Source organism: Achromobacter sp. (genome assembly GCF_032113835.1).
Classification (GTDB): Bacteria; Pseudomonadota; Gammaproteobacteria; order Burkholderiales; family Burkholderiaceae_B; genus Achromobacter.
In genome coordinates, this window is sequence record NZ_DAMCTG010000003.1 from 1 (window position 1) to 21645 (window position 21645).

Below are 21645 nucleotides of genomic sequence, written 5' to 3' on the forward strand. Positions count from 1 at the left end.
CCAGCCAACTTGACGCCCTGCGTGACCACACCACCGTCGTCGCCGACACCGGCGATTTCGAAGCCATGAAGGCGTTGCGTCCCACCGACGCGACCACCAACCCGTCCCTGATTCTCAAGGCCGTCCAGCAGGACGCCTACCGCCCGCTGCTGGAAAAGACCGCGCGGGAACACCGCGGCGCCTCCACCGCCGAACTCATGGATCGCCTGCTGGTCGCTTTCGGCCGCGCGATCCTGGACATCGTGCCGGGCCGCGTGTCGACCGAAGTCGACGCCCGCCTGTCGTTCGACACCCGCGCCAACATCGAGCGCGCCCGCGGCCTGATCGCCCTGTACGAGGCCGCCGGCATCCCGCGCGAGCGCGTGCTGATCAAGATTGCCTCCACATGGGAAGGCATCCAGGCCGCCCGCGCCCTGCAGTCCGAAGGCATCCGCTGCAACCTGACCCTGCTGTTCTCGTTGCCCCAGGCGGTCGCCTGCGCCGATGCGCGCGTGCAGCTCATTTCGCCTTTCGTCGGCCGCATCTATGACTGGCACAAGAAATCGGCCGGCGCGAACTGGGTCGAGGACGACAACACGGGCGCGCGCGACCCGGGCGTTCAGTCCGTCACCAATATCTATCGCTACTACAAGCACTTCGATATCCCGACCGAGATCATGGGCGCGAGCTTCCGCAACGTGGGGCAGATCCTTGCGTTGTCCGGCTGCGACCTGCTGACGATCAGCCCGGACCTGCTGAACAAGCTGGCCGCCACCGAAGGCGACGCGCCCGCCCAGCTTCGCGCTGACGATGCGAGCGGCGACATGGCGCACATCGGCGCGGACGAAGTGACGTTCCGCACGCTGCTAAATGACGATGCGATGGCCAGCGAGAAGCTGTCCGAGGGAATCCGCCTGTTTGTGGCCGATGCCATCAAGCTGGATGCGCTGATCGAGGCCCAACGCGGCTGACAGCGCGCGGCGCGCGGCGGTCGCCGCGCGCTGTGTGCATAGCGGTTGCGCCTAGCGGTGATCGTGGGAATGCACCTGCAGCGCTTCCAGAAAGCGCGACACCATGTTGTAGGCCGCCACCGTCGCCGTCAGTTCGACAATCAGCTTTTCCGAGCCCATGGCCGCCCGCGCGGCCTGGAACACCGGCTCGGGCACCTGCACCTGCCGCGTCATGGCGTCGGTGTAGGCCAGCACCGCCCTCTCACGCTCGCTGAACAGATCGGAATCTTCCCAAGCGTCCAGCGCATCGAGCTGCGCCTGGGATACGCCTTCCTTCAGCGCGATGGGCGCATGCTGGTCCGCCTCGTAAGGCGCCCCGTTGATCGCGGCAACCCGCATGATGACAAGCTCGCGCAGATCGCCGGGCAAGGTGCTGAGCTGGCGGATGGAAGTCAGGTAATTCAGCCAGCCGCCGGCCACGGCCGGGCTGTGCAGCAACATCTGATACAGGTGCAGCACGCTGCCGCGTTCGGCGACGATGCGGTCCACCAGGGGCCGTGCTTCGGGATGAGTCAGATCAGCGTAGGGCAAGCGGGCCATGCGAACTCCAGATGGATAGAGGGCAGCAAATGCACACATTCTCACAATATCTTTGACATAATGGCACCACACCTGCGCGTCTACGGTACCTCGCACGAATGAATGCGCCGACAGAATCCTACCCCCAATTCACTCTCGCCAACTGCGACAGCGAACCGATACACATACCGGGCGCCATCCAGCCGCTTGGGGCGTTGCTCGCGTTCGACGCGGACGGCGTGCTGCGTTACGCCAGCGAAAACGCCGCCCAGATTCTGGACACTTGCCTGACGCTGGACCAGCCCTGCGCGCCCGAAGCGCTGCCGCCGGGCCTTGCCTACTGCCTGTCGTCTTGGCTGGGCAACTCCGACCCCATTTTTGATCCGCTCACCATCACGCTGGATCGCGCCACGTATGACGTCATCGGCCATCGCAACACCGACGGGCTGACCATCGTCGAGCTCGAACGCCGGGCTGACGGCGCAGACATTGCCTCGCCAGAGCGCATCTACCGCAGCATCGAGCGCGTGCGCCGGCAGCGCGACATTCCCTCGCTGCTGGACAGCATGGTGCGCGAAGTGCAGCGCGCCACCGGCTTTGACCGGGTGATGGCGTATCGCTTCCATCCCGACGACAGCGGCGAGATCGTGGCCGAACAACGCCGCGCCGACCTGGATGACTGGGTTGGCCGCCGCTACCCCGCCGGCGACATCCCGGCGCAGGCGCGCCGGCTATATACGGTAAACACCCTGCGACTGATCGCCGACGCGACCTACCATCCGGTGCGCGTGCTGAGTTCCCCGTCCCCAGATCCCCGCGCCCTGGACATGAGCTTTTCGGTCCTGCGCAGCGTGTCGCCCATCCATCTGGAATACATGGCGAACATGGGCGTGCGGGCGTCAATGAGCCTGTCGCTGGTGATCGGCGGCCGCTTGTGGGGCATGATCGCCTGTCACCATCACACGCCGCGAGCCGTGCCCTACCCTGCCCGCCTGGCCTGCGAGGCAATGGCGCAGGTGGTTGCCGCCACGGTGTCGGGCATCGAAGCGAATGAGCGGGCCGAGCAGTCCCGCCAGAACGCCGCGCTGGTCAGCAAGCTTGTCGAGCGCGTGTCGGCCTCTGAAAACGTGCATCAGGCGCTGTCGCAGGGCGGAGAAACGCCTGCCTCGCTCGTCCCGAACGATGCCGCGCTGTGCCTCTGGAGCAATAGCGTCACCGTGTTTGGCGGCATTGCGCCGCGCGGCGAGCTTGCCGGCATTCTTCACGCGCTGGACCAGAGCGGGCAGCGGGTGGTGCACTCCACCAACATCGCGCGCGACTATCCCGAGCTGCAGACCGACCTCGTCCCGTACGCGGGCCTGCTCGCCTGCAAGTTCGACCCCATGAACAACGGCTGGCTGATCTGGTTGCGCAAGGAACAGATCGAAACGCTGGTCTGGGGCGGCAAACCGGAAAAGCAGTACGCGGTCGGCGCCCTGGGTCCGCGGCTGACGCCGCGCGGTTCGTTCGAGGCCTGGCGCGAGGTCGTGCGCGGCGTCTGCCTGTCCTGGCTGCCCACCGAGCTTGAGGCCGTGGACAACCTGCGCGACGAGCTATCGCACATATCGACCAGCCGCGCCGCCGACGTGGACCGGGCTCGCACCGCGCTGCTCGCCATGCTGGGCCACGACCTGCGCGACCCGCTACAATCCATCTCCATGGCCGCGACCCTGCTGTCCCGCACCGATACCGGCGCGCGCATGGGCGAGCGCATCCGCTATTCCAGCGGCCGGATGCAGCGCCTGATCTCGCAGGTGCTCGACTTGTCGCGACTGCAGGGCGGCCTGGGACTCGGCATCGAAAAGCGGCTGTGCGATCTGTCGGCGCTGGTGAACGGCCTGATCGAGGAAAAGCGCCAGGCCTACCCCGGCCTGCGCATCGAGCCCGACGTGCCGGATGGCCTGACGCTCATGGCCGATACCGACCGTATCGCGCAGGTGGTGACCAATCTGATGAGCAATGCGCGCCAGCACGGCGCGCCCCGCCAGCCCATCCTGGTAACCGCCGCAACCTCCGGCGACGGCATTACGCTCAGCGTCATCAACCATGGCGGCCCGATCGCCGAAGACGTGCTCGCGCACCTGTTCTCGCCCTTCAAGCCGGAATCGGTGGGCCAGTCGCGCAACCGATCCGGCCTGGGGCTGGGCCTGTACATTGCCGAACAGGTCGTGCGCGACCACGGCGGCAACATTGCGGTCCAATGCCGCGACGGGCTCGTCATTTTCACGGTCACGCTGCCCCGCGCCATGCCCGAAACAACCCCCTCTTGAATCTGGGAGACATAACTTGAACGAAGTGCGCGCCATGCGGGTCCTGCTGGTGGACGACAACGAAATGGGATCGGAACTGCTGGCCGAGTTCCTGGCGCTTTCCAACCTGGAAACGCGGTGCGCCGCCACCGGGGCCGAAGCCCTGGAGCTGGTCAACACGTTCACGCCGGATGCCGTGCTGCTGGACATCCTGCTGCCCGACATGGACGGCTACGAGCTGGCCAAACGCCTGCGCGAACGCGCCAACCCGCCGCGCATCTACGCGCTTAGCGGCCTGGCGCGGCACGAACGACGCGATGCCATCAACGGCATCTTCACCGGATGGATCGAAAAGCCGGCGGACCCCGACGCGCTCCTGGCCATTCTGCACGAGGCCAATTGACGGTTCTTTCATGATGCAATCCGACTCCCTTGGCCTGCTGGCCGCGAAGGGCGTGCAGCTCAAGGTGCTCAGCCAGATCTTTCCCGTGCTGCGCCATGAAGTGCTGGGCCCGCTGTCCAGCGCGTCCCTCGCGGCCGCCATGCTGCGCCAAGCCCCTGAAGGCGCCACCGGCGAAGCCATTCAGCAACGCTGCGAGCGGCTTGCCGGCGATCTTTCCGACATGCTCGATGAGAGCGTGGGCGTGGTGCGCGAGCTGGACGGCTGGCTGGCCGATGGCGGCGCCATGATTTCCAGCGGCGACCTGCTGCACGACTGCCGCAAGCTGATGTTCTCGCATCTGCTGCTGGCGAGCCACGGCATCCGCTGGCCCGAGCAGGTGGCGCACGCCGACGTGCCGCTGTTCAGCACACGTTACCTGGTGTTGGCGTGGCTGTTGTGCCTATTGCCGCTGGTGCCCGAGGGCGCCCAACTTGAACTGGACGCGTCCGAGCCTGGCGTGTGGTGTGCCCGCGTGCCCGAGGGCGAGCCGGCCGCGGACCGGCCGCCGGCTTTTGACCCACAGGAAGTCGAGCTGCTTGCGTCGGCCGCGGGCTGGCGGCTGGAGCATCAGGATCGTTGCTGGTCGCTGCATTTGCCGCAATAAGCCCGCCGGTTTGACCATCCCCTCCAACCCTTCAGGTCACAGGCTCCATGATTTCTCCCGTCCATCAGGTGCTGCGCGAAGGCACCCGCGAACGTCACGAAACGCTGGACCAGGGTCTGGCGCTGGCAGAAGACCATATCGACCGCGGCCACTATCTGGCCTATCTGCGCGCGTTGTTGGGATGGCTGGAACCGTTGGAGCAACGGCTCTGGCAACTGGACTGGCCGGCATCCCTGCGCGCCCCTGAGCGGGCCGGCAAGACCACCTGGCTGCACGAAGACCTGAACGCGGCGGGCGATGCCGCATCAATCGTTCATTGCGAACATCCGCCGCAGGTGGCGGCGCCCGACGCCTATGCACTGGGCGTCGCGTACGTGGTCGAAGGATCGCAGTTGGGCGGCCGATTCCTGGCCAAGCGGCTGCAAACGGTGGCGCCCGACCTGCCCCAGCGCTACTTGCGCGGCTATGGCGAACAGGTGGGACCGTTGTGGAAGGAGTTTCTGCTGCATCTGGACAGCGAGGCCGGCGCGCTGGGCCGCGAGGAGCAGGCGCTGCAAGGCGCCCGCGACGCCTTCGACAGCCTGACCGCCTGGCTGCGCAGCCAGGGCGCGCTGCGGGCCTGAACCCGGCAGCGCGACACAAGGCCGATTACAGCTTTTCGGTTTCGCCCGACTTGGGCTGCCACTTCATCAGGCGCTTCTCGCCGACCCCGACGATGGTGTCCAGGATCAGCGCAAAGGCCGTCAGCACGATGATCCCGGCAAACACGGTGTTCACGTCGAACGTGCCTTCGGCCTGCAGGATCAGGTAGCCCACGCCGCTTGCCGATCCCAGGTATTCGCCGACGACCGCCCCCACGAACGCCAGACCCACCGACGTGTGCAGGCTGGAAAACACCCAGCTTGTCGCCGACGGCAGGTACACATGGCGCAGCAACTGGCGCTTACGCGCACCCAGCATGCGGGCGTTGTCCAGCAAGGTGGGGCTGACTTCGCGCACGCCCTGGTAGACGTTGAAGAACACGATGAAGAACACCAGCGTCACAGCCAGCGCCACCTTGGACCAGATGCCCAGGCCGAACCACATGCCGAAGATGGGCGCCAGGATGACGCGCGGCATCGAGTTGGCCGCCTTGATGTAGGGATCCAGGATTGCGCTGGCGCGCGGCGATAGCCCGAGCCACAACCCGAAGGCCAGACCCGCGATCGTGCCGATGAAAAACGCCAGCACGGTCTCGGTCAGCGTCACAGCCAAGTGGTTGTAGATGTCGGCGTTGGTGACGAACCACGCCCAGATGCGCCCCCACACCTTCAACGGTTCGCCGAAGAAGAAGGCGACTTTCGGATCGCGCGACGCAAAATGCCAGACGGCCAGGATGATGACGAGAAGCAGCAATTGCCAGATGCGCAGGCTGCCGGAACCGGATTTGTTCAGTTTGGGCATGGCTCAGGCTCGCTTCTGTTGGGCATAGCCCTTGAGCACTTCCTCGCGCAGCACGCCCCAGATGGCAGCATGCAGCTCGACGAAACGCGGGTCGATGCGCACTTCGGCTACGTCGCGCGGACGTGGCAGATCGATGGCAAATTCTCCGATGGGATAGGTGCCCGGACCGGCGGACAGCACAATCACGCGGTCGCTCATGGCGATGGCTTCGTCCAGGTCGTGGGTGATGAACAGCACCGCCTTGCGCTTGGCCATCCACAGATCCAGGACCTCGTTCTCCATGAGCTGGCGCGTCTGGATGTCCAGCGCCGAGAACGGTTCGTCCATGAGGATGATGTCGGGGTCGCGGATCAGCGTCTGCGCCAGCATGGCGCGCTTGCGCATGCCGCCCGACATCTGGTGCGGATAGCGGCCCTCGAAACCGCCCAGGCCGACGCGGCGCATCCATTCGCGTCCGCGGTCCAGCGCCTCGGCGCGGGGCACGTTGGCAAATTCCAGACCGGCGATGACGTTGTCCAGCGCGCTGCGCCAGGGAAGCAGCGCCTCGCCCTGGAACATGTAGCCCGCACGTTCGTTGATGCCAACCAGCGGCTGGCCAAAGACCTTCACCTGCCCCGACGACGGCGCCAACAGGCCGGCGCTGACGTTGAGCAACGTGGACTTGCCGCAACCGGTCGGGCCCACCACGGACACGAACTCACCTGGCGCGATGGCCAGGGTCGTGTCGCTGACCGCGGTGTAGCGCTGCGACCGGTCGTCACGCGAGACAAAGGTGCAACTTATGTTTTCCAGCGACAGCGCGGCTTCAGCCATTGGCATACTTCTCGTTGGCGCGGCGCGCGAAATCGTTGGTCCACACCTTCGACGGATCGACCTTCGAGCCGTTGAAGTCAGCCTGGTAGGCGGCAAGCGCCTTGAGCGCGGTGGCCGCGCCGTCTTCGGGGATCATGCCGTCGGGCGACAGGCCTTCCATGCTCTTGCCGAGCGCGGCCTTGTAGATGGCAGGGTCGCCCAGCAGGTAGGTTTCGGGCACGACCTTGGCGATTTCTTCCGGGCCGGCCTTCTGAATCCACTTGTCGGCGCGCACGATTGCGTTGGTCAGCGCCTGGACGGTGTTGGGATTGGCGTCGATGAACGTCTGCGGCGCATACAGGCAGCCGGCGGGCATGTTGCCGCCGAAGATTTCCTGCGTGTCCTTGAGCGTGCGCGTGTCGACGATGATCTGGATTTCGCCGGGCAATTCCAGCATCGAGACCACCGGGTCCGTGTTGGAGATGGCGTCGATCTGGCCGCTGCGCACCGCAGTCACGGCGCCCGCGCCGGCGCCAACGCCGATGAACGAAACGTCGGAGGCCTTCAGGCCATGCTTGGCGAGGAAGAAGCTGACCACCATGTTGGTGGACGAGCCCGGCGCGGTCACGCCGATCTTCTTGCCCTTCAGGTCGGCCGGGCCCTTGTAGCCCGGGATGTTCTTCTTGGAGACGCCCACGCCGATCATCGGCGCGCGGCCTTGCAGCACGAAGGCGCGATAGGCCTGGCCCTTGGAGTGCATGGACAGCGTGTGCTCGAAGGCGCCCGAGACCACGTCGGCGCTGCCGCCCACCACGGCTTGCAGGGCCTTGGAGCCGCCGGCAAAGTCCGCGATGCTGACGTCAAGTCCCTCGTCCTTGAAGTAACCGCGCACCTCGGCGATCGTTAGCGGGAGGTAGTAGATCAGCGGCTTGCCGCCGACTGCGATCTGGACCTTGGTCTTTTCAAGCTTCTGCGCGCGCACGATGGCAGGGGCCATGCTCATGACGCCGGCTGCGCCGGCGATCTTGAGCAGTTCACGGCGGGTGACTGTCATTGCTTTGTCTCCTGGTTGTCGGATATTCCGATAGCGCCGGTCTTCGCCAGCTCGTCGATAGCCGCTGAATCATACCCCAGCGATTTCAGGACTTCCTCGGTATGTTCCCCTAATTCCGGGCCCACCCAGCGCGTCTGGCCGGGCGTCTCCGAGAGTTTGGGCACCACGCCGGGCAGCTTCACGGGACTGCCGTCGGCAAGGCGGTGCTGCTCGATCATGCGGCGCGCGAGGAACTGCGGATCGCTGAACATGTCGGCCACGCTGTAGATCTTGCCGACCGGCACATCGGCGCGTTTCAGGGTTTCGAGCGCCGCTTCGATGCCGCGTCCATCGCACCATTGCTGGATGGCGCCGTCGATCTCTTCAACGCGCCGCGCGCGGCCGTCGTTGCGCACGAGGTCCGGATCTTCGGCCAGGTCGTCGCGGCCGATGGCCCGCATCAGGCGATGAAAGATCGCGTCGCCGTTGCCGGCGATGACGATGTTCTGGCCGTCGCGCGTGGTGTAGGTGTTGGAAGGCACGATGCCGGGCAGCGCGCCGCCCGTGCGCTCGCGCACCACGCCAGCCACATCGTATTCGGGGACCAGGCTTTCCATCATGTTGAAGACGGCTTCGTACAGCGCCACGTCAACCATCTGGCCCTGCCCTGCCTGGCATTCGTCGCCCGACTTGCCGTTCCAGCGGCCGCCGGTGGCGTCGCGATGACGCAGCGCCATCATCGCGCCGATCACGCCGTGCAACGCCGCAATGGAATCGCCGATGGAAATGCCGACCCGCAGCGGCGGACGGTCGGGATGGCCGGACACATAACGCAGGCCGCCCATGGATTCGCCGATGGCGCCAAAGCCCGGCTGATCCTTCATCGGCCCCGTCTGGCCGTAGCCGGACAGGCGGACCATGATGAGCGCGGGGTTGATGGCTCGCAGCTGCTCAAAGCCGAGCCCCCACTTCTCCAGAACGCCCGGGCGGTAGTTCTCGACCACCACATCGGCGTCCAGCGCCAGCTTGCGGGCGATCTCCTGAGCGCGCGGGTCCTTCAGGTTGAGCGCGATGGATTGCTTGTTGCGGGCCTGCACCGTCCACCACAGGGAATTGCCCTCGTGCAGATGGCGCCAGCTGCGGATGGGATCGCCGCCGCCCGTGCCGTCCGGCCCGTGCGGGGTTTCCACCTTGATGACGTCGGCGCCGAATTCGCCGAAGATGCGCGCGGCGAATGGGCCGGCGATAAGCGTGCCGAGTTCCAGGACTTTCAGTCCGGTCAGCGCTGACATGGATTGTCTTCCTCACATTGATTGCCCGGCCGATACGTTGCCGGCGGGCGTTCTGGTACCGCGAGCGTCAGGTGGTCTTGCGCTCCATCAGCGCCCAGGCGATGGTGCCGGCGTCGACGTATTCAAGCTCGCTGCCGGCGGGCACGCCCCGCGCCAGGCGCGTGACACGCAACCCGCGCTCGCCCAAGGCCTCGCCCAGGAAATGCGCGGTGGTCTCGCCTTCGGCGGTGAAGTTGGTGGCCAGGATGACTTCCTGCACCACTCCGTCGGTCGCGCGCTTGATGACGCGCTCGAAATCCAGTTCACGCGGACCGATGCCTTCGAGCGGCGCGACCCGGCCCATGAGCACGTAGTACAGGCCACGGTAACCGTGGCTGGACTCGATCATGTTTTGGTCGGCCGGCGTTTCCACGATGCAAAGCAGCGAGGGATCGCGCTTGACATTGGAGCAGGTGGCGCAGACCTCGTCTTCGGAAAAGCTGTTGCACCGCGCGCAGTGCTTTAGATCCCGCACCGCGCCGGCAAGCGCCCGCCCCAGCAGATCCGCACCCTGCGGATCATGCTGCAACAGGTGGTACGCCATGCGTCTGGCCGATCGCACGCCCACGCCGGGCAGGCGCCGCAGCGCTTCGATCAGCGAGACGAGGGGCTCGGGTTCGGGCAGTAAGGGATCCATTGCAACCTACGGCAGCGGCAATCAGAACGGCAGCTTCATGCCCGGGGGCAGCGGCATGCCGGCGGTGACGGACGCCATCTTTTCCTGGGACGTGGCTTCGGCCTTGCGCAGCGCATCGTTGAACGCGGCGGCAACCAGGTCTTCCAGCATGTCCTTGTCGTCGGCCAGCAGCGACGGGTCGATCTCGACGCGCTTGACGTCGTGGCGGCAGGTCATGGTGACCTTCACCAGGCCGCCGCCCGAGGCGCCTTCGACCTGGATATCAGCCAGCGCGTCCTGCGCCTTCTTCATGTTTTCCTGCATCTGCTGCGCTTGGCGCATCAGGCCGGCGAGTTGTCCTTTCATCATGATGGGAGCTTCCTTGAACGAGGGGAATGAGGTTGGCCGCCGCGTCAGGCGGCGGCCGCTGAATCAACGTGGCGGATCGAGCCGGCAACGACATGGCCGCCGAAGTCCGCCAACAGTGCTTGCACGAAGGGATCCTCGGCGACGGCGTTTTCGGCCGCGAGCTGGCGCGCCGCGCTCTCGGCCTGGGCCACCGCATATGCCGTGGCGTCGCCGGTGACGCCAACTTGCACGTCCAGCCGGATGCCCTGCCCGAAATGTTCGCACAGGACGGTCTGCAGCCGCACGCGGCTTTCGCTTTCGGCCAATGTCTTGACGGCCACGCGCAGGATGATGGCATCGCCCTGCACGCCGGCCCATTCACTTTGGCGCGCGAGTTCCGAGGCCAGACCCGTCACGGGCAGGCGCGCGGCCAGTTCAGGCCAGGAGGCCGAGTCCATGTCTGTGAGGCGAGGCGCACGCGACTGGCGTTTGCGGGCGGGCGCGGGGGCGTCGCGACGGGCTGCGGAGGGAGCAGGCGCGGGCGAAGGCGACGTGGCCAGCGTTTCGAAATCGTCGTCGGGATCGGACGTGAAGCCGCCGTCAGGCATGAACCCGCCTTCGGCTTCGAAGGGGATTTCTTCGTCGACCCAGGACGGCGGACCGTCGGCGTCGTCCATCGCGGGCGCGATCGCTGCCGCAGCCGGCGTCACGGCCAAGGCGGCGGAACCTTGCGCCTTCGGCGGGGTGGCGTCGGGCGCTGGGGTGGCGGGCGTGGCTGCTTCGGGCGTTGCTGCCTCGGGCGTGGCTGCGTCGGACGTTGCTGCGGCAGGCGTCGTCACGCTGGTGGAAGCCGCGGCGGCGTCTGGCGGCAGATCTTCCCACGGCGGAACGTTGTTGCTGTCCGCGGATTGCGGGGCCGGCGTGGCGGACGATTGCGGCTGAGCGGCGGCGGCTTGAGTCGGTTGCGCGGCGGCGACGGTATCGGCCGCGGCAGGCACGGCGGGCGTGTGGCCGGAGACCGGCGCGGGCGCGGTTGCGGGCTCGGATGCAGGCGCGGATGCCGCCGGCGGCGTCGCCGAGGTTTCGTTTGGCGCCGTGCCGGTGACGGCAGCGGGGCTGGACGCGCCGGGGGTGGCTGCCGACGAGTGAGGCGTTACATCCGCGGACGCGTTGCCGGCCGACACATGGGCGGACTCGGCGTGACTCGCCGCTACGCTGGATGCCGCGACAGTCGCCGCATTGGCATCGGGCGACGCCGCGACGGACCGTTCCGTGGCTGAAGGCGCTGCGCTGGCAGGCACAACGGATGCCGTCGCCGCGGCGACGGCCGTAGCACCAGCAGGCGCGGCGATGGCCGCTGCGGGCTCTGCCGTCTGGCGTGCGGGTGCGACGGGTGCTTCCAGCGCGGTCTGCGGGCCGGCGTCGCCATTGAGCGCCAGCATGCGCAAGCACGCCATGATGAAGCCCGCGTATTCGTCGGGCGCCAGCGTCAGTTCGCCGCGGCTGTGCACGGCGACGGAGTAGAACAATTGGACGGCGTCCGGGTGGAGCGCCTGCGCAAGCCGGGCAATGTCGGCGGCCAGCGGGTCTTCGGCGGCGGTGACGCCGGTCACGCGCTGCTCGATCGCCACGCGCGAGAGCAGCACGGCCAGGTCGGCCAGCGCACCGGCGTACGACAGTCCGCGGATGGCGAGTTCGTCGGCCACGGCCAGCACGCCCTTGGCATCGCCCGAAGCCAAGGCATCCAGAAGGCGCACGAGATGGCGTTGGTCGATGGTGCCGAGCATGCCGCGCACGGCGTCCTCGGTCAGATTGCCCGCGCTGTAGGCGATGGCCTGGTCGGTGAGCGACAAGGCGTCGCGCATCGAGCCCGAGGCCGCCTGCCCGATCAGGCGCAAAGCCGGAATTTCAAAGCCCACGTCTTCCTGGCCGAGCACGGCCTGCAGGTGACCGACGATGGAATCGGCCGGCATCTGCTTCAGATTGAATTGCAGGCAGCGTGACAACACCGTCACCGGGATCTTCTGCGGATCGGTGGTGGCCAGGATGAATTTGACGTGCGGCGGCGGCTCTTCCAGCGTCTTGAGCATGGCGTTGAACGCATGCCCGGTCAACATGTGGACTTCGTCGATCATGTAGACCTTGAAGCGTCCCGCGCCCGGCGCATAGACCGCCTGCTCCAGGAGCTGCGTCATTTCCTCGACGCCGCGGTTGGACGCGGCGTCCAGCTCAAGGTAGTCGACGAAGCGGCCCGCATCGATCTCGGTGCACGCGCGGCAGACGCCACAGGGCTTGGACGTGATGCCGGTTTCGCAATTGAGCGATTTGGCCAGGATGCGCGAGAGCGTGGTCTTGCCGACGCCCCGGGTTCCGGTGAACAGCCAGGCGTGATGCAGGCGTTGCGTGTCGAGCGCATGCGTAAGCGCGCGCACCACGTGATCCTGTCCCACCAGGGTATCGAACGATCGCGGCCGCCACTTGCGGGCCAATACCAGATAAGTCATGGCTGGATTGTAGAGCCTGATTGTTGAACCCGTTGATCGGCGGGCTGGAATGCAAAGGGGACGGGCTTATTCCCGTGGAACGAATCCTTGGAAAATAACCCCGTCCCCTGTGAAAGCGATGTAGCAAACGCTACTGCTTTGAAGAATCCGGTTGGCGAGCCTTACTCCGGCACTGACCCTAAACGACTATGGCTGCTTCGTTCCCGACCTGACCAGGTTCACCGTCGAACCATGCGAAGGGGCCCGCCAGTCGAGATTCTAGCAGAGCTGCGCTTCGCGCGCTCGCTAGCCTCTCGACAGGCGGGCCCCTGGGGGCAATATGTGGGCCCCCTCGCCGGCCCTCCCCCCGAGGGGGAGGGGGTGGGGGGCTCGCTTCGCTTGTCCCCCTTCGGCTCGCTTCGCTTTGCCTTGCGTTTTGGGGGCTGCGTTTTTTTGGAGGGGGGTTGCTTCGCTTGCCCGTTTGGCTTGCTTCGCTTTGTGGTCGCTTGCTTCTCTTTGCGGTCGCTTGCTTCTCTTTGGCTTGCTTTGCCTCGACTCGCCTTGCTTTGCCTTGCTTTGCTTTGCCTTGCCTTGCCTTGCTTTGCTTGGTTCCCGCTTTGCGCTTTATTCCATTAAATCTATCCACGCCTTTGCGCGGGGGAAGTACAGGGCGGCCCGGGCGCTGCGGCCGTCCAGCGCCGTGACCTGGGTGCAGTAGCGCTGCAGTTGTTCACCGTGGCGTTGGCGCATTCGGGTGGCGAAGGCGGGTGCCGACTCGCCGGGGTGGGGGCGGCCGGTTTTGTAATCGACGATTAGCCAGCCGTCTTCGGTGCTTAGGGCCAGGTCGATGACCGACACTTTGCCCGCTGCGTCGATGAGGGGCCATTCTCGGCGGGCGCCGGATTGGGATAGGAGCCACAGGCCGCGTTCGTCTGCAAGGGTGGCCTGCAAAGTCTCCAGGACGGCTTCGGCTGCTGCGTCTGCTTGGCTGGCGGGGATGCCTGCTCGTGTCAGTTGACGGCGCATGGCGGGTAGGCGGGGGGTTAACGCTTCAGGGGGCCACGCTTGCACGCCGTCCTGGCCGATGCGGGCCAGCCACGCGTGGGCCAAGGTGCCGATGGCGGCGTCGTAGCCGGCCTCCAGTTGCCAGGCGGGATGTTCGGCGGCTTCGCCCCATGCGCCTCGGGTGGCCGTGGCGAAGCCGGCGCTCATGGTGATGTTCGATTGGCGTCGCAGCTGCGTAAGGCCTGCGTTGTCGATGCGGCGCAGGGGTTCGCCTTGCCATTCTGGGGCGTCGCCCTCTTCTTGCACCGGTTCGCCGTTCAGCGAGGGTGGGATGGGCGGGGTCAGGCAGGGCCACAGGCGGCCTAGGAGGCTGGCTGCGGGTGGGGTCTTGGTCTGGGCGGAGGCCTCGTCGATCGAGACGTGTCCCACCAAGTGCAGGCGTTGGCGGGCTCTTGTGGCGGCGACGTAGAGGAGGCGGTCGATTTCGTAGGAGGCGCGGCGGGCTTCGCGGGCGCCGAGGTAGCGGGAGACGGGGTCTGCTTCGGTTTCGGCACGGGGCTTGACAGGGCCGAACAGGACGCGGCCGCCGCTTTGTTCGAATCGCACCAGAGGGGCCTGGTCGCCGCGCGGCGCGCGGTGCAAGCCATAGAGGATCACGGTTTCGAACTGCAGGCCCTTGGACTTGTGCATGGTCATGATCTCGACCGCGCCTTCGTCTTCGTCGGCGGCGTCGGGGGCCGCGAACAGGCGGGAGATGCCTGCGTCCAGCGCAGCCACATCGATGTTGCCGTGGGGGGCAAGGCGTTCGACGAGTTGGAACAGGCTTTCTGCATCGTTGGCGACGGACAAGCCGGCGTACAGGCCCGGTCCGCCCAACCGGCGCCACAGCGATTCCACCCAGGCCGCAAATGGGATGGCGCCGGATGCGTTGCGCTTGTCCAGCAGGATGGATGCCACCTGGCGCAAGCGCGCGAACTCGTCGGCGCCGAGCACGGTTTGCGCGGACGGCGCTTCGGGTTCGGATGCCGGCGCATCAAAGAGCGACGCTTGTGGGTCTGCCGATGCTGCGGCCATTGCCGTGACGCTGGGTTGCGGGGCAATGCGCAAGGCGCGTTCCAGCAGCACGGGTATCGGCGTGATGTGGTCGTCGCCAAACAGGCGCTGCAGCGATGTGAGCGTCAGGCCGCAATACGGCGCGCGCAGCACGGAGAGCCAGGCGAGGCGGTCGGCGGGATGCGACAGCGCGCGCACGAGTTGGACCAGGTCGGCCACGACCGGACGCAGCGCCAACGGCACGAGGTCGACCGCACGGGAGCGTATGCCTTCCTGCGCCAGCCGGCGCGTGAGGTTGCCGAGGTGGCTGCGGGCGCGCACCAGAATGGCGACGGGGTGCTTGGCGCCCTTGTGCTCGATCAGCGCCTGGCGCACCAGTTCCACTGCGATGTCCTCGGCCTGTTCTTCGGCGGGCGGCGCGCCCTCGCGCGACCAGGCCGGGTGAAAGCGCACGGCGGGGTCGGGCAAGGACGGATGGAAGGCGGTGGACGGGCTGTAGGCGATGGCGCCTGCGGCGGCGTCGCTGCGCCGGGGCAGCAGGTCGACGAACGACTGGTTTACCCAATCCACGATGCCGGCTTGCGAACGGAAGTTGTCCGTGAGGTTCAGGAAGTCTGGCCTGACCTCGCCCACGCCAACGTCGGCCACTTCCAGGAACAGGCCGACCTCTGCCTTGCGGAAGCGGTAGATCGACTGCATCGGGTCGCCCACCAGAAAGAGGCTGCGGCCGTCGCCGGACTGCCAGCCAGCGGTGAGCGTGCGCAGCAGATCCAGTTGCGTCTGGCTGGTGTCCTGGAATTCGTCGATGAGCAGATGGCGGATGGAGGCGTCCAGCTTGAGCAGCAGTTCGCCGGGATCATCGGCGCTGCCCAATGCGGCGGCGGCGCGCTGCGCGATTTCGATGAAATCGACCTCGCCCTTGTCGGCAAAGCGCAGGCGCAACTGCGCGACGGCGAGCGCAAGCGTCATGAGCTGCGCGCCCAGCACCTCCCATTGCGCATCGGTGAAATGCGGCGCAGGGATATCGCGGACGGCGTGCAGGCGGCGCACCCACGCGCCTTGTGCGTCCGCGCCTTCAAGCCAGGCGACGAAAGGTTCCTTGTGCGCGCACTTGGCCGGGAAGCCCAGGTTCTTGTTGACCGTCTTGCGCAAGGAGCCCGTACCTGTCAGCAGCAGATGCGCGACGGCGCGCCAGGCGTCGAGCAGTTCGGCGTCGGGCTGCAGTTCGTCTGTCCAGTCCAGCAATGCGGCCAGCTTGTTTTCGTCTTCGCCGTCCTGCAGGTTAGCGGCGGCAAGGCGCGCCGGGCCGCTCAGCGATTCGCACCAGCCGTAAGGCATGGCGGCGCACAAGGCATCGAGATCTTCGCCAATGGCTTCGGCCAACATGGCCTCCATGGCCTCGCGGTCGGAGCCGTGGCGCAAGAGCGGCAGCCATTGATCGCGCTGGCCCAGCATGTCGGCAATGGCGTCCTTGGCGGCCTGCACGTCGACGTCGAGGTGACGCAGCAGAATGCGCACGGCCTCGTAGTCGTCCGCGAGATCCAGCGTGGCGCGCGCCGCGGCCTCGTAGTGCGAGCGCGCATCGTCTGTGATGTCCGGCATGCCGCCCAGCTCGGACAGCCACGGCATGCTGCGCACCAGCCCCGCGCAGAACGAGTCGATGGTGCGGATGGCAAGACGCGCGGGGTGCTCGAGCAAGTGCCAGCCTTGTTCGGCGTTGCGCTCGAGCGCCGCGCGGGCGAGGTCCCAGCTGCGGCGTTCGTGGGCGGCTGCGGGCGGCGCGTCCAGGCCACGGCGCAGCTTGCTCAGCACGCGCGCGTGCATCTCGGACGCGGCCTTGCGCGTGAACGTGATGGCGACGATTTCTTCGGGCCGGTTCACCGTGGCCAGCAGGGCCAGGATGCGGTCGGTCAGGAGCTCGGTCTTGCCCGACCCCGCGGGCGCCTGGACCAGAAAGGAACGTGCGGGATCGAGCGCCGCCGCGCGAGCGGCGTGGTCATGCGGAAGGCGGTCTTGTTCGGCCATGGTCAGGCGTCCTCGTCGTCCAGATGCAAGCGCAGGAACGGCAAGGCATCGCAGTATTTCAGATCGTCGCGCCGGTACGCGACATTGGCCGCATAGCCGGCGACATATTCGTCGGCGAGCGACTCGATTGCCACGCGCCAGCGTTGTCGGATCTCGGGCCAGGAGAGGCCGTCAAAGAACTTGCTTTCGCTGGCCAGCGTGACGCCCGGCATGCCCAGGTCTTCGTCGGCCAAACCCTGCGCGGCGACCTGCCGCGCGTGGATCTGCGCCAGCACCAGGCCTGCGGCTTCGCCGCCGGCGGCGTCGGCCAGCACGGACGCGTAAAACGGCAACTGCACGTTCACGGGACGGCTGCGCGACCAGTCGGGCTCGGGCTTGGCCGCAGCTACACCGGTTTTGTAGTCGACGATGACGTTGCGGCCATCGGGCAGGCTGTCGATGCGGTCCAGCCGCAGCTTCAGGTTGAGCGCGCCACGCTGCCACTGATGGTTCTTTTCGACCTGCGCGACCGCGAACGGCATGCGCTGCGCTTCGAGGTCGAGCCACGACGCCAGCACGGCCTGGGCACGCTGGCATTCCAGCGCCCGCAAAGCCGGCGCGTATTCCTTGAGTTCTTCGTCAGCGGCCTGCGCCACCGCCTGTTCCAGCAGCGCCGGCAGGCGGCCTGCCGCAAGCTGCTCGTGCAGCGCATCCTGGTCGGGCATCATGCCCCACACGACTTCGAGCGCCTTGTGCAGAAACTGGCCGCGCACGTTCACGGTGGCGGCGTCGGCATAGGGCGCGAGTTCGCGGCCGCCGAGGCGGTGGCGCACGAAAGCCCACAGCGGATTGCGCGCCTGCGTGTCCAGCACATCCAGCCCGCCCCCGCCGCGGTTGCCGGCGGCCAGCGGCGGCCCTTGCGAATCGTCGAGCGATTCCTGCGGCAAGGCGGCCCGCGCTTCGGTCAGGACCGGCGTCCAATCGGTGAGGTCCAGCGCGGCGATCAGCGGCGACGGACGCAATTCGCGCTCGCCATCCATGTGCGCGTGACTGACGATGATGTGGGGCGCGCAGCGACAGAGCGCGGCGTACATGCCTTCGGCCCATTCGCGCTCGCGTTCGGGCGTGGCGCGCGGCGCCCGGGCCTGACGCAGCACGGCCAGCGGCAGCAACGGGTTTGGTTTGGGCGAAGCGGGCAACACGTCGTCCGTCAGACCCAGCAGCCAGACGCCATCCCAAGAGCCGCCTTCGGCTTCCAGCAATCCCAGCACGTCCAATCGCGCGAGCGGATCGCGCTGCGGCTGGAACGATGATGAACGCGCCACGCTTTCCAGCAGGTTGACGGCCGCCAAGCCGCCCAGGCGGCCGGCCGCCGGCGCGAGCGCCGAAAAGCTGCCGAGCGCATCGCCAAGCGCGCCCATGACCTGATAACCCACGCTATCGAGCGGCGCTTCGCCCGGAAATCCCAGGGCCGTCAATGCGGCCTTCATGCGCAGCATCCAGACATCGCACGTGGCCTTGTTACCGCCCTGCGTCCAGATCTCTGTGGCGTGGTTCCACGCCTGCGCCAACGCCGGAATGTCAGCGAGCAGCTTGCGCCACGCTTGCGGGTCAACGTGCAGCTTGCCCTGGCGCCGCCAGCGCGCGTCGATGGCCGCAAGACGCGCACGGTCGCGCACGTCGCCGGCGCAATGCCCAGAAAGGAGCGCGGCGCCCAGCACGTCGACACCACACCCCTTGCCCGGCGCGCATTCGGCCAAGGCGCGCAGCCACGCCAGCGCCGCGCGCGCCATGGGCCATTCGTCGAGCGGACGGCCCACGGCAACGTTGAACGCAAACGCCGCCGCGCCGTCACGCCCCGCCAGCGCCTGGCTCAAAACGCGGCGCGCAAAGGGAGATTCGGCCTCGAGTTGCGGCGAGACGATGGCGTAGCGGCCGGCGGGATTAGCCTTCAGTTGGCTGGCAGCCCAGGCCGCGGCAGCGCGCCATTCGGCGCCCTGATCAGCGGCTTCGAAGCGATGCGCCACCGCTTGCACACGCTGCGTGTCGCGCCATTGCGCAACGTCGGTGCCCTGCGCCTCGAACGCGAGCAACAGGCGCTGGAAGCGTGGAGAGATATCCGTGAAACCGGCAAGCACCAGCTGCCGAGGCGTGGCGAGGCGACCGGCTTCAAGCGCGCGCAACACGCGTGCATAACCCTGGTTAGCGTCTTCGGCGTCGATGCCGGCGAGCGTCTGGCGATAGCGCTCGCGCCATCGTGCGAAGCCGCGGTATTCGTCAGTATCCGCGCCGGACGGCACCTGCAGCGCCCATTCGTCCATGAGCAGGTCGGCGTCCATCGACAGCCGCGCAGCCTGGCTGGCATCCAGCAGGACGCGTTCGGCTTCTTCGATGCGGATCGCTTCGGTCCACACAAGCTGCGTGGCGAAACTGTCGAGCCGATAGGCAGGCACGTCTTCGTCGGATTCGAACGCGAGTTCGTTGGCGGATTCCGCAAGCCAGGCCGACAACGGCAGGATGCGCGGCAGCTCGCTGACCTGCCGCTCTTGCCGCAACAAACCGGCGAGTTCGAGCGTAAGGCGGCGCGACAGGCGATTGTTCACCGTCAGCACGAGCGTATCCGCCGCAGGCAGACCGGCGATGTCCGGCAACGAGAGATCGGAATAGGTAGGCGCTGCGTCCTGCATGGTCATCCAAGGGCGCGCGCGGCAAGCGCCACGCGAAAAAAGAGATGAAAAAGGCGGAGAAAAATCTCCGCCGTAGGATACCGCGAGCCGGCCGGCGAAATGCGCCGGTTGCGGTAAGCCGAGCCCTGTCAAAAACCGCAGAGCGCCGCCAGGTTTTCCCAATGGATCTGCATCTCTGGCGTGGTGTACCCCCAGAATGCAAGCCCCAACACGGCGGCCAGGGCCAGCACGCCCACGGCGCGCCAGCCTTTGCGGCGCGGGGCTTCGGAATGCGAGCTGGGGTTCATGGCAAGGTTCCGGTATGTCGTGATCAGGCCGTGGCCGGCTGAGCCGGCGTCACCGGCTGTTCGCGCACGGGCAGGCACAGCAGCGCGGCGATGACGGCCAGCGCGACGCCCAGCCACCAGACGAGGTCATAGCTGCCGGTCTTGGCGTAGGCGTAGCCGCCCAGCCATACACCGATGAAGCTGCCCAACTGATGGCCTAGGAACACGATGCCCGACAACGTGGCCGCGTAGCGCAGGCCATAGATCTGTCCGATGAGTCCCTGCGTCAACGGCACGGTGCCCAGCCAGAACAGGCCCATCCATGCCGCGAACACATACAGCACCCAAGGCGTCAGCGGCACCGAGAGCAGCAACAGAATGCCGAACGCCCGCATGAAGTACACCACCGCCAGCAGGCGCTTCTTGCTGTACTTGCCGCCAAGCTTGCCGGCGTAGAACGACCCGAGAACGTTGAACAGGCCGATGAGCGCGATCGCGGTGGCGCCATGCCCCGCCGTCAACCCGCCGTCGGTCACATAGGCCGGCAAATGCAAGGTGATGAACGCGGTGTGAAAACCGCAGACGAAGTAGCTCCAGAACAGGAAGTGGAACGACGGATGGCGCACGGCCTGCTTGATGGCGGTGGCCAGCGATTGCTGAGGCCCCGTGTGCGCTTGCGGCCTGCCGCGCAGGAAATACGCGAGCGGTGCGGCACACGCCACGAAGAGCGACAACACCCACAGCGCGCCCGTCCAGTCCAGACCGCTGATTAGCAGTTGCCCGGTCGGGACCACGGCAAACTGCCCCAGCGAACCGCCCGCGCTGGCAATGCCCATCGCCGTGCTGCGATAGGCGGGCGGCACGGAACGCGCCACGACCGGCAGGATCACGGGGAACGTCGTGCCGGCCTGACCCAGACCGACCAGCACGCCGGCCGTCAGATACAGCGTGGCCTCGTCCGTGGCAAAGCGCGTGCCGATGAGGCCCAGCATGTACAGCACCGCGCCCAGGGCGATCGTGCGGCCCGAACCGTAGCGATCGGCCAGCATGCCCATGAAGATACAGGCCACACCCCATACCAGGTTCTGCAGGGCAAAGGCCATGGAGAACACTTCGCGGCTCCAGCCGTGCGTCAGGCCCATGGGCTGCATGAACAGGCCGAAGGTGGCGCGCACCCCCATGGCAAGCAGCACGACCAGGGTGCCCAAGGCAATGGTGCGCGCGGAAATCGTATCGGTTTGGCTAGACATGAAACCCGTGTCTGGTTGTTTTTGGGTTTGCGCCCCCTCCTCGGGGCGGCCCCGCGCGGCGGCGGGACGAAAGCATCATATACAAGTCGGCATGCAGGGCCTTGAATACCCGCGTTGGCGCAACAAGCTTCGCGGCCCGGGCAATTGCGGGTTGCCGGCCGGGCGCCCAATGATTTGGGCCTTGCCGCGCCTGCTGATAGACTTGCGTCCTGCTTCGAAGCCCGCGTCCGCAGTGCTAAACTTCGGCTCGCAAGTTCCGCAGCAATTTCAAGGCTTTAGTGCAAAGCGCGCCCACGCTGGCGCCCGATTGCCCCCGTCAGTGGCGGCTCAATCTTGCGCATTCCGCCTCGCTCGCCGTAGTTAAATGGATATAACCGGCCCCTCCTAAGGGTCAATTGGTGGTTCGATTCCACCCGGCGAGGCCAACCGACGGCCTCGGCTTTCTCCGCCGCCTCCCCCCAAAAAACTCGCACGTTCAGCAAGATGAGGGTT

The 21645-nt window shown here is 66.8% G+C and carries 17 protein-coding genes, 1 tRNA gene and 1 other RNA gene; 6 read left to right on the plus strand and 13 right to left on the minus strand.

Annotated features, from left to right (window positions below; genetic code table 11):
- Positions 1-950 (plus strand): transaldolase (gene tal / locus RT697_RS01800; protein ID WP_313696729.1); only part of this gene is annotated, 950 nt, incomplete at its 5' end.
- A gap of 51 nt (positions 951-1001) precedes the next feature.
- On the opposite strand, the gene RT697_RS01805 is transcribed toward tal, so the two are convergent.
- On the minus strand, positions 1002-1529 hold the full coding sequence (locus tag RT697_RS01805) for a carboxymuconolactone decarboxylase family protein (protein WP_313696730.1): 528 nt from the start codon (positions 1527-1529) through the stop codon (positions 1002-1004).
- A gap of 98 nt (positions 1530-1627) precedes the next feature.
- Between RT697_RS01805 and RT697_RS01810 the strand changes: the two genes are divergently transcribed.
- The 4 genes from RT697_RS01810 to RT697_RS01825 are packed head-to-tail and all read left to right on the plus strand — an operon-like array spanning position 1628 to position 5465.
- The gene (locus tag RT697_RS01810; protein ID WP_313696731.1) at positions 1628-3817 is read left to right on the plus strand and encodes an ATP-binding protein; all 2190 of its coding nucleotides are present in this window, start codon (positions 1628-1630) and stop codon (positions 3815-3817) included.
- Between the two features lie 25 nt (positions 3818-3842).
- A complete protein-coding gene (locus RT697_RS01815; RefSeq protein ID WP_234015920.1) occupies positions 3843-4199 on the plus strand; it encodes a response regulator in 357 nt (118 codons plus the stop codon).
- Between the two features lie 10 nt (positions 4200-4209).
- Positions 4210-4842, plus strand: a complete 633-nt coding sequence (locus tag RT697_RS01820) for a hypothetical protein (protein WP_313696732.1) — start codon at positions 4210-4212, stop codon at positions 4840-4842.
- 47 nt (positions 4843-4889) lie between these two features.
- Positions 4890-5465 carry a biliverdin-producing heme oxygenase gene (locus tag RT697_RS01825; protein WP_313696733.1) on the plus strand — a complete coding sequence of 192 codons (576 nt, stop codon included), beginning with the start codon at positions 4890-4892 and terminating at the stop codon, positions 5463-5465.
- Positions 5466-5490: 25 nt separating this feature from the next.
- Here RT697_RS01825 and RT697_RS01830 read toward each other — a convergent pair whose 3' ends face one another.
- The 12 genes from RT697_RS01830 to RT697_RS01885 all read right to left on the minus strand — a co-directional run bounded on the left by RT697_RS01830 (position 5491) and on the right by RT697_RS01885 (position 21153).
- Entirely contained in the window at positions 5491-6285 is a 795-nt protein-coding gene (locus tag RT697_RS01830; protein ID WP_312435541.1) for an ABC transporter permease, read from the minus strand.
- Between the two features lie 3 nt (positions 6286-6288).
- Entirely contained in the window at positions 6289-7098 is an 810-nt protein-coding gene (locus tag RT697_RS01835) for an ABC transporter ATP-binding protein (protein ID WP_313696734.1), read from the minus strand.
- Complete coding sequence (locus RT697_RS01840) at positions 7091-8131, minus strand: ABC transporter substrate-binding protein (protein ID WP_313696735.1); 1041 nt, start codon at positions 8129-8131, stop codon at positions 7091-7093. The genes RT697_RS01835 and RT697_RS01840 overlap by 8 nt, the downstream gene beginning before the upstream one ends.
- Entirely contained in the window at positions 8128-9402 is a 1275-nt protein-coding gene (locus tag RT697_RS01845; protein WP_313696736.1) for a CoA transferase, read from the minus strand. Before RT697_RS01845 ends, RT697_RS01840 begins: the two co-directional genes overlap by 4 nt.
- 67 nt (positions 9403-9469) lie before the next feature.
- Positions 9470-10078, minus strand: coding sequence for a recombination mediator RecR (gene recR, locus RT697_RS01850; protein ID WP_175126029.1), 609 nt, complete (start codon positions 10076-10078; stop codon positions 9470-9472).
- A gap of 21 nt (positions 10079-10099) precedes the next feature.
- On the minus strand, positions 10100-10426 hold the full coding sequence (locus RT697_RS01855; RefSeq protein ID WP_056326789.1) for a YbaB/EbfC family nucleoid-associated protein: 327 nt from the start codon (positions 10424-10426) through the stop codon (positions 10100-10102).
- A 44-nt stretch (positions 10427-10470) separates the two neighbouring features.
- The gene (gene dnaX / locus RT697_RS01860; protein ID WP_313696737.1) at positions 10471-12909 is read right to left on the minus strand and encodes a DNA polymerase III subunit gamma/tau; all 2439 of its coding nucleotides are present in this window, start codon (positions 12907-12909) and stop codon (positions 10471-10473) included.
- 150 nt (positions 12910-13059) lie between these two features.
- Positions 13060-13157: signal recognition particle sRNA small type (gene ffs, locus RT697_RS01865), an RNA gene on the minus strand.
- Positions 13158-13512: 355 nt separating this feature from the next.
- Positions 13513-16971, minus strand: a complete 3459-nt coding sequence (locus tag RT697_RS01870; protein WP_313696738.1) for a UvrD-helicase domain-containing protein — start codon at positions 16969-16971, stop codon at positions 13513-13515.
- Between the two features lie 2 nt (positions 16972-16973).
- Positions 16974-19643 (minus strand): PD-(D/E)XK nuclease family protein, encoded by a 2670-nt coding sequence (locus RT697_RS01875; protein WP_409517391.1) that lies wholly within the window; start codon positions 19641-19643, stop codon positions 16974-16976.
- A 122-nt stretch (positions 19644-19765) separates the two neighbouring features.
- Entirely contained in the window at positions 19766-19924 is a 159-nt protein-coding gene (locus RT697_RS01880; RefSeq protein WP_313696740.1) for a hypothetical protein, read from the minus strand.
- 23 nt (positions 19925-19947) lie between these two features.
- The gene (locus RT697_RS01885) at positions 19948-21153 is read right to left on the minus strand and encodes an MFS transporter (protein ID WP_313696741.1); all 1206 of its coding nucleotides are present in this window, start codon (positions 21151-21153) and stop codon (positions 19948-19950) included.
- Between the two features lie 350 nt (positions 21154-21503).
- Here RT697_RS01885 and RT697_RS01890 point away from each other — a divergent pair.
- Positions 21504-21578, plus strand: a tRNA-Arg gene (locus tag RT697_RS01890).
- Positions 21579-21645: the final 67 nt, after the last annotated feature.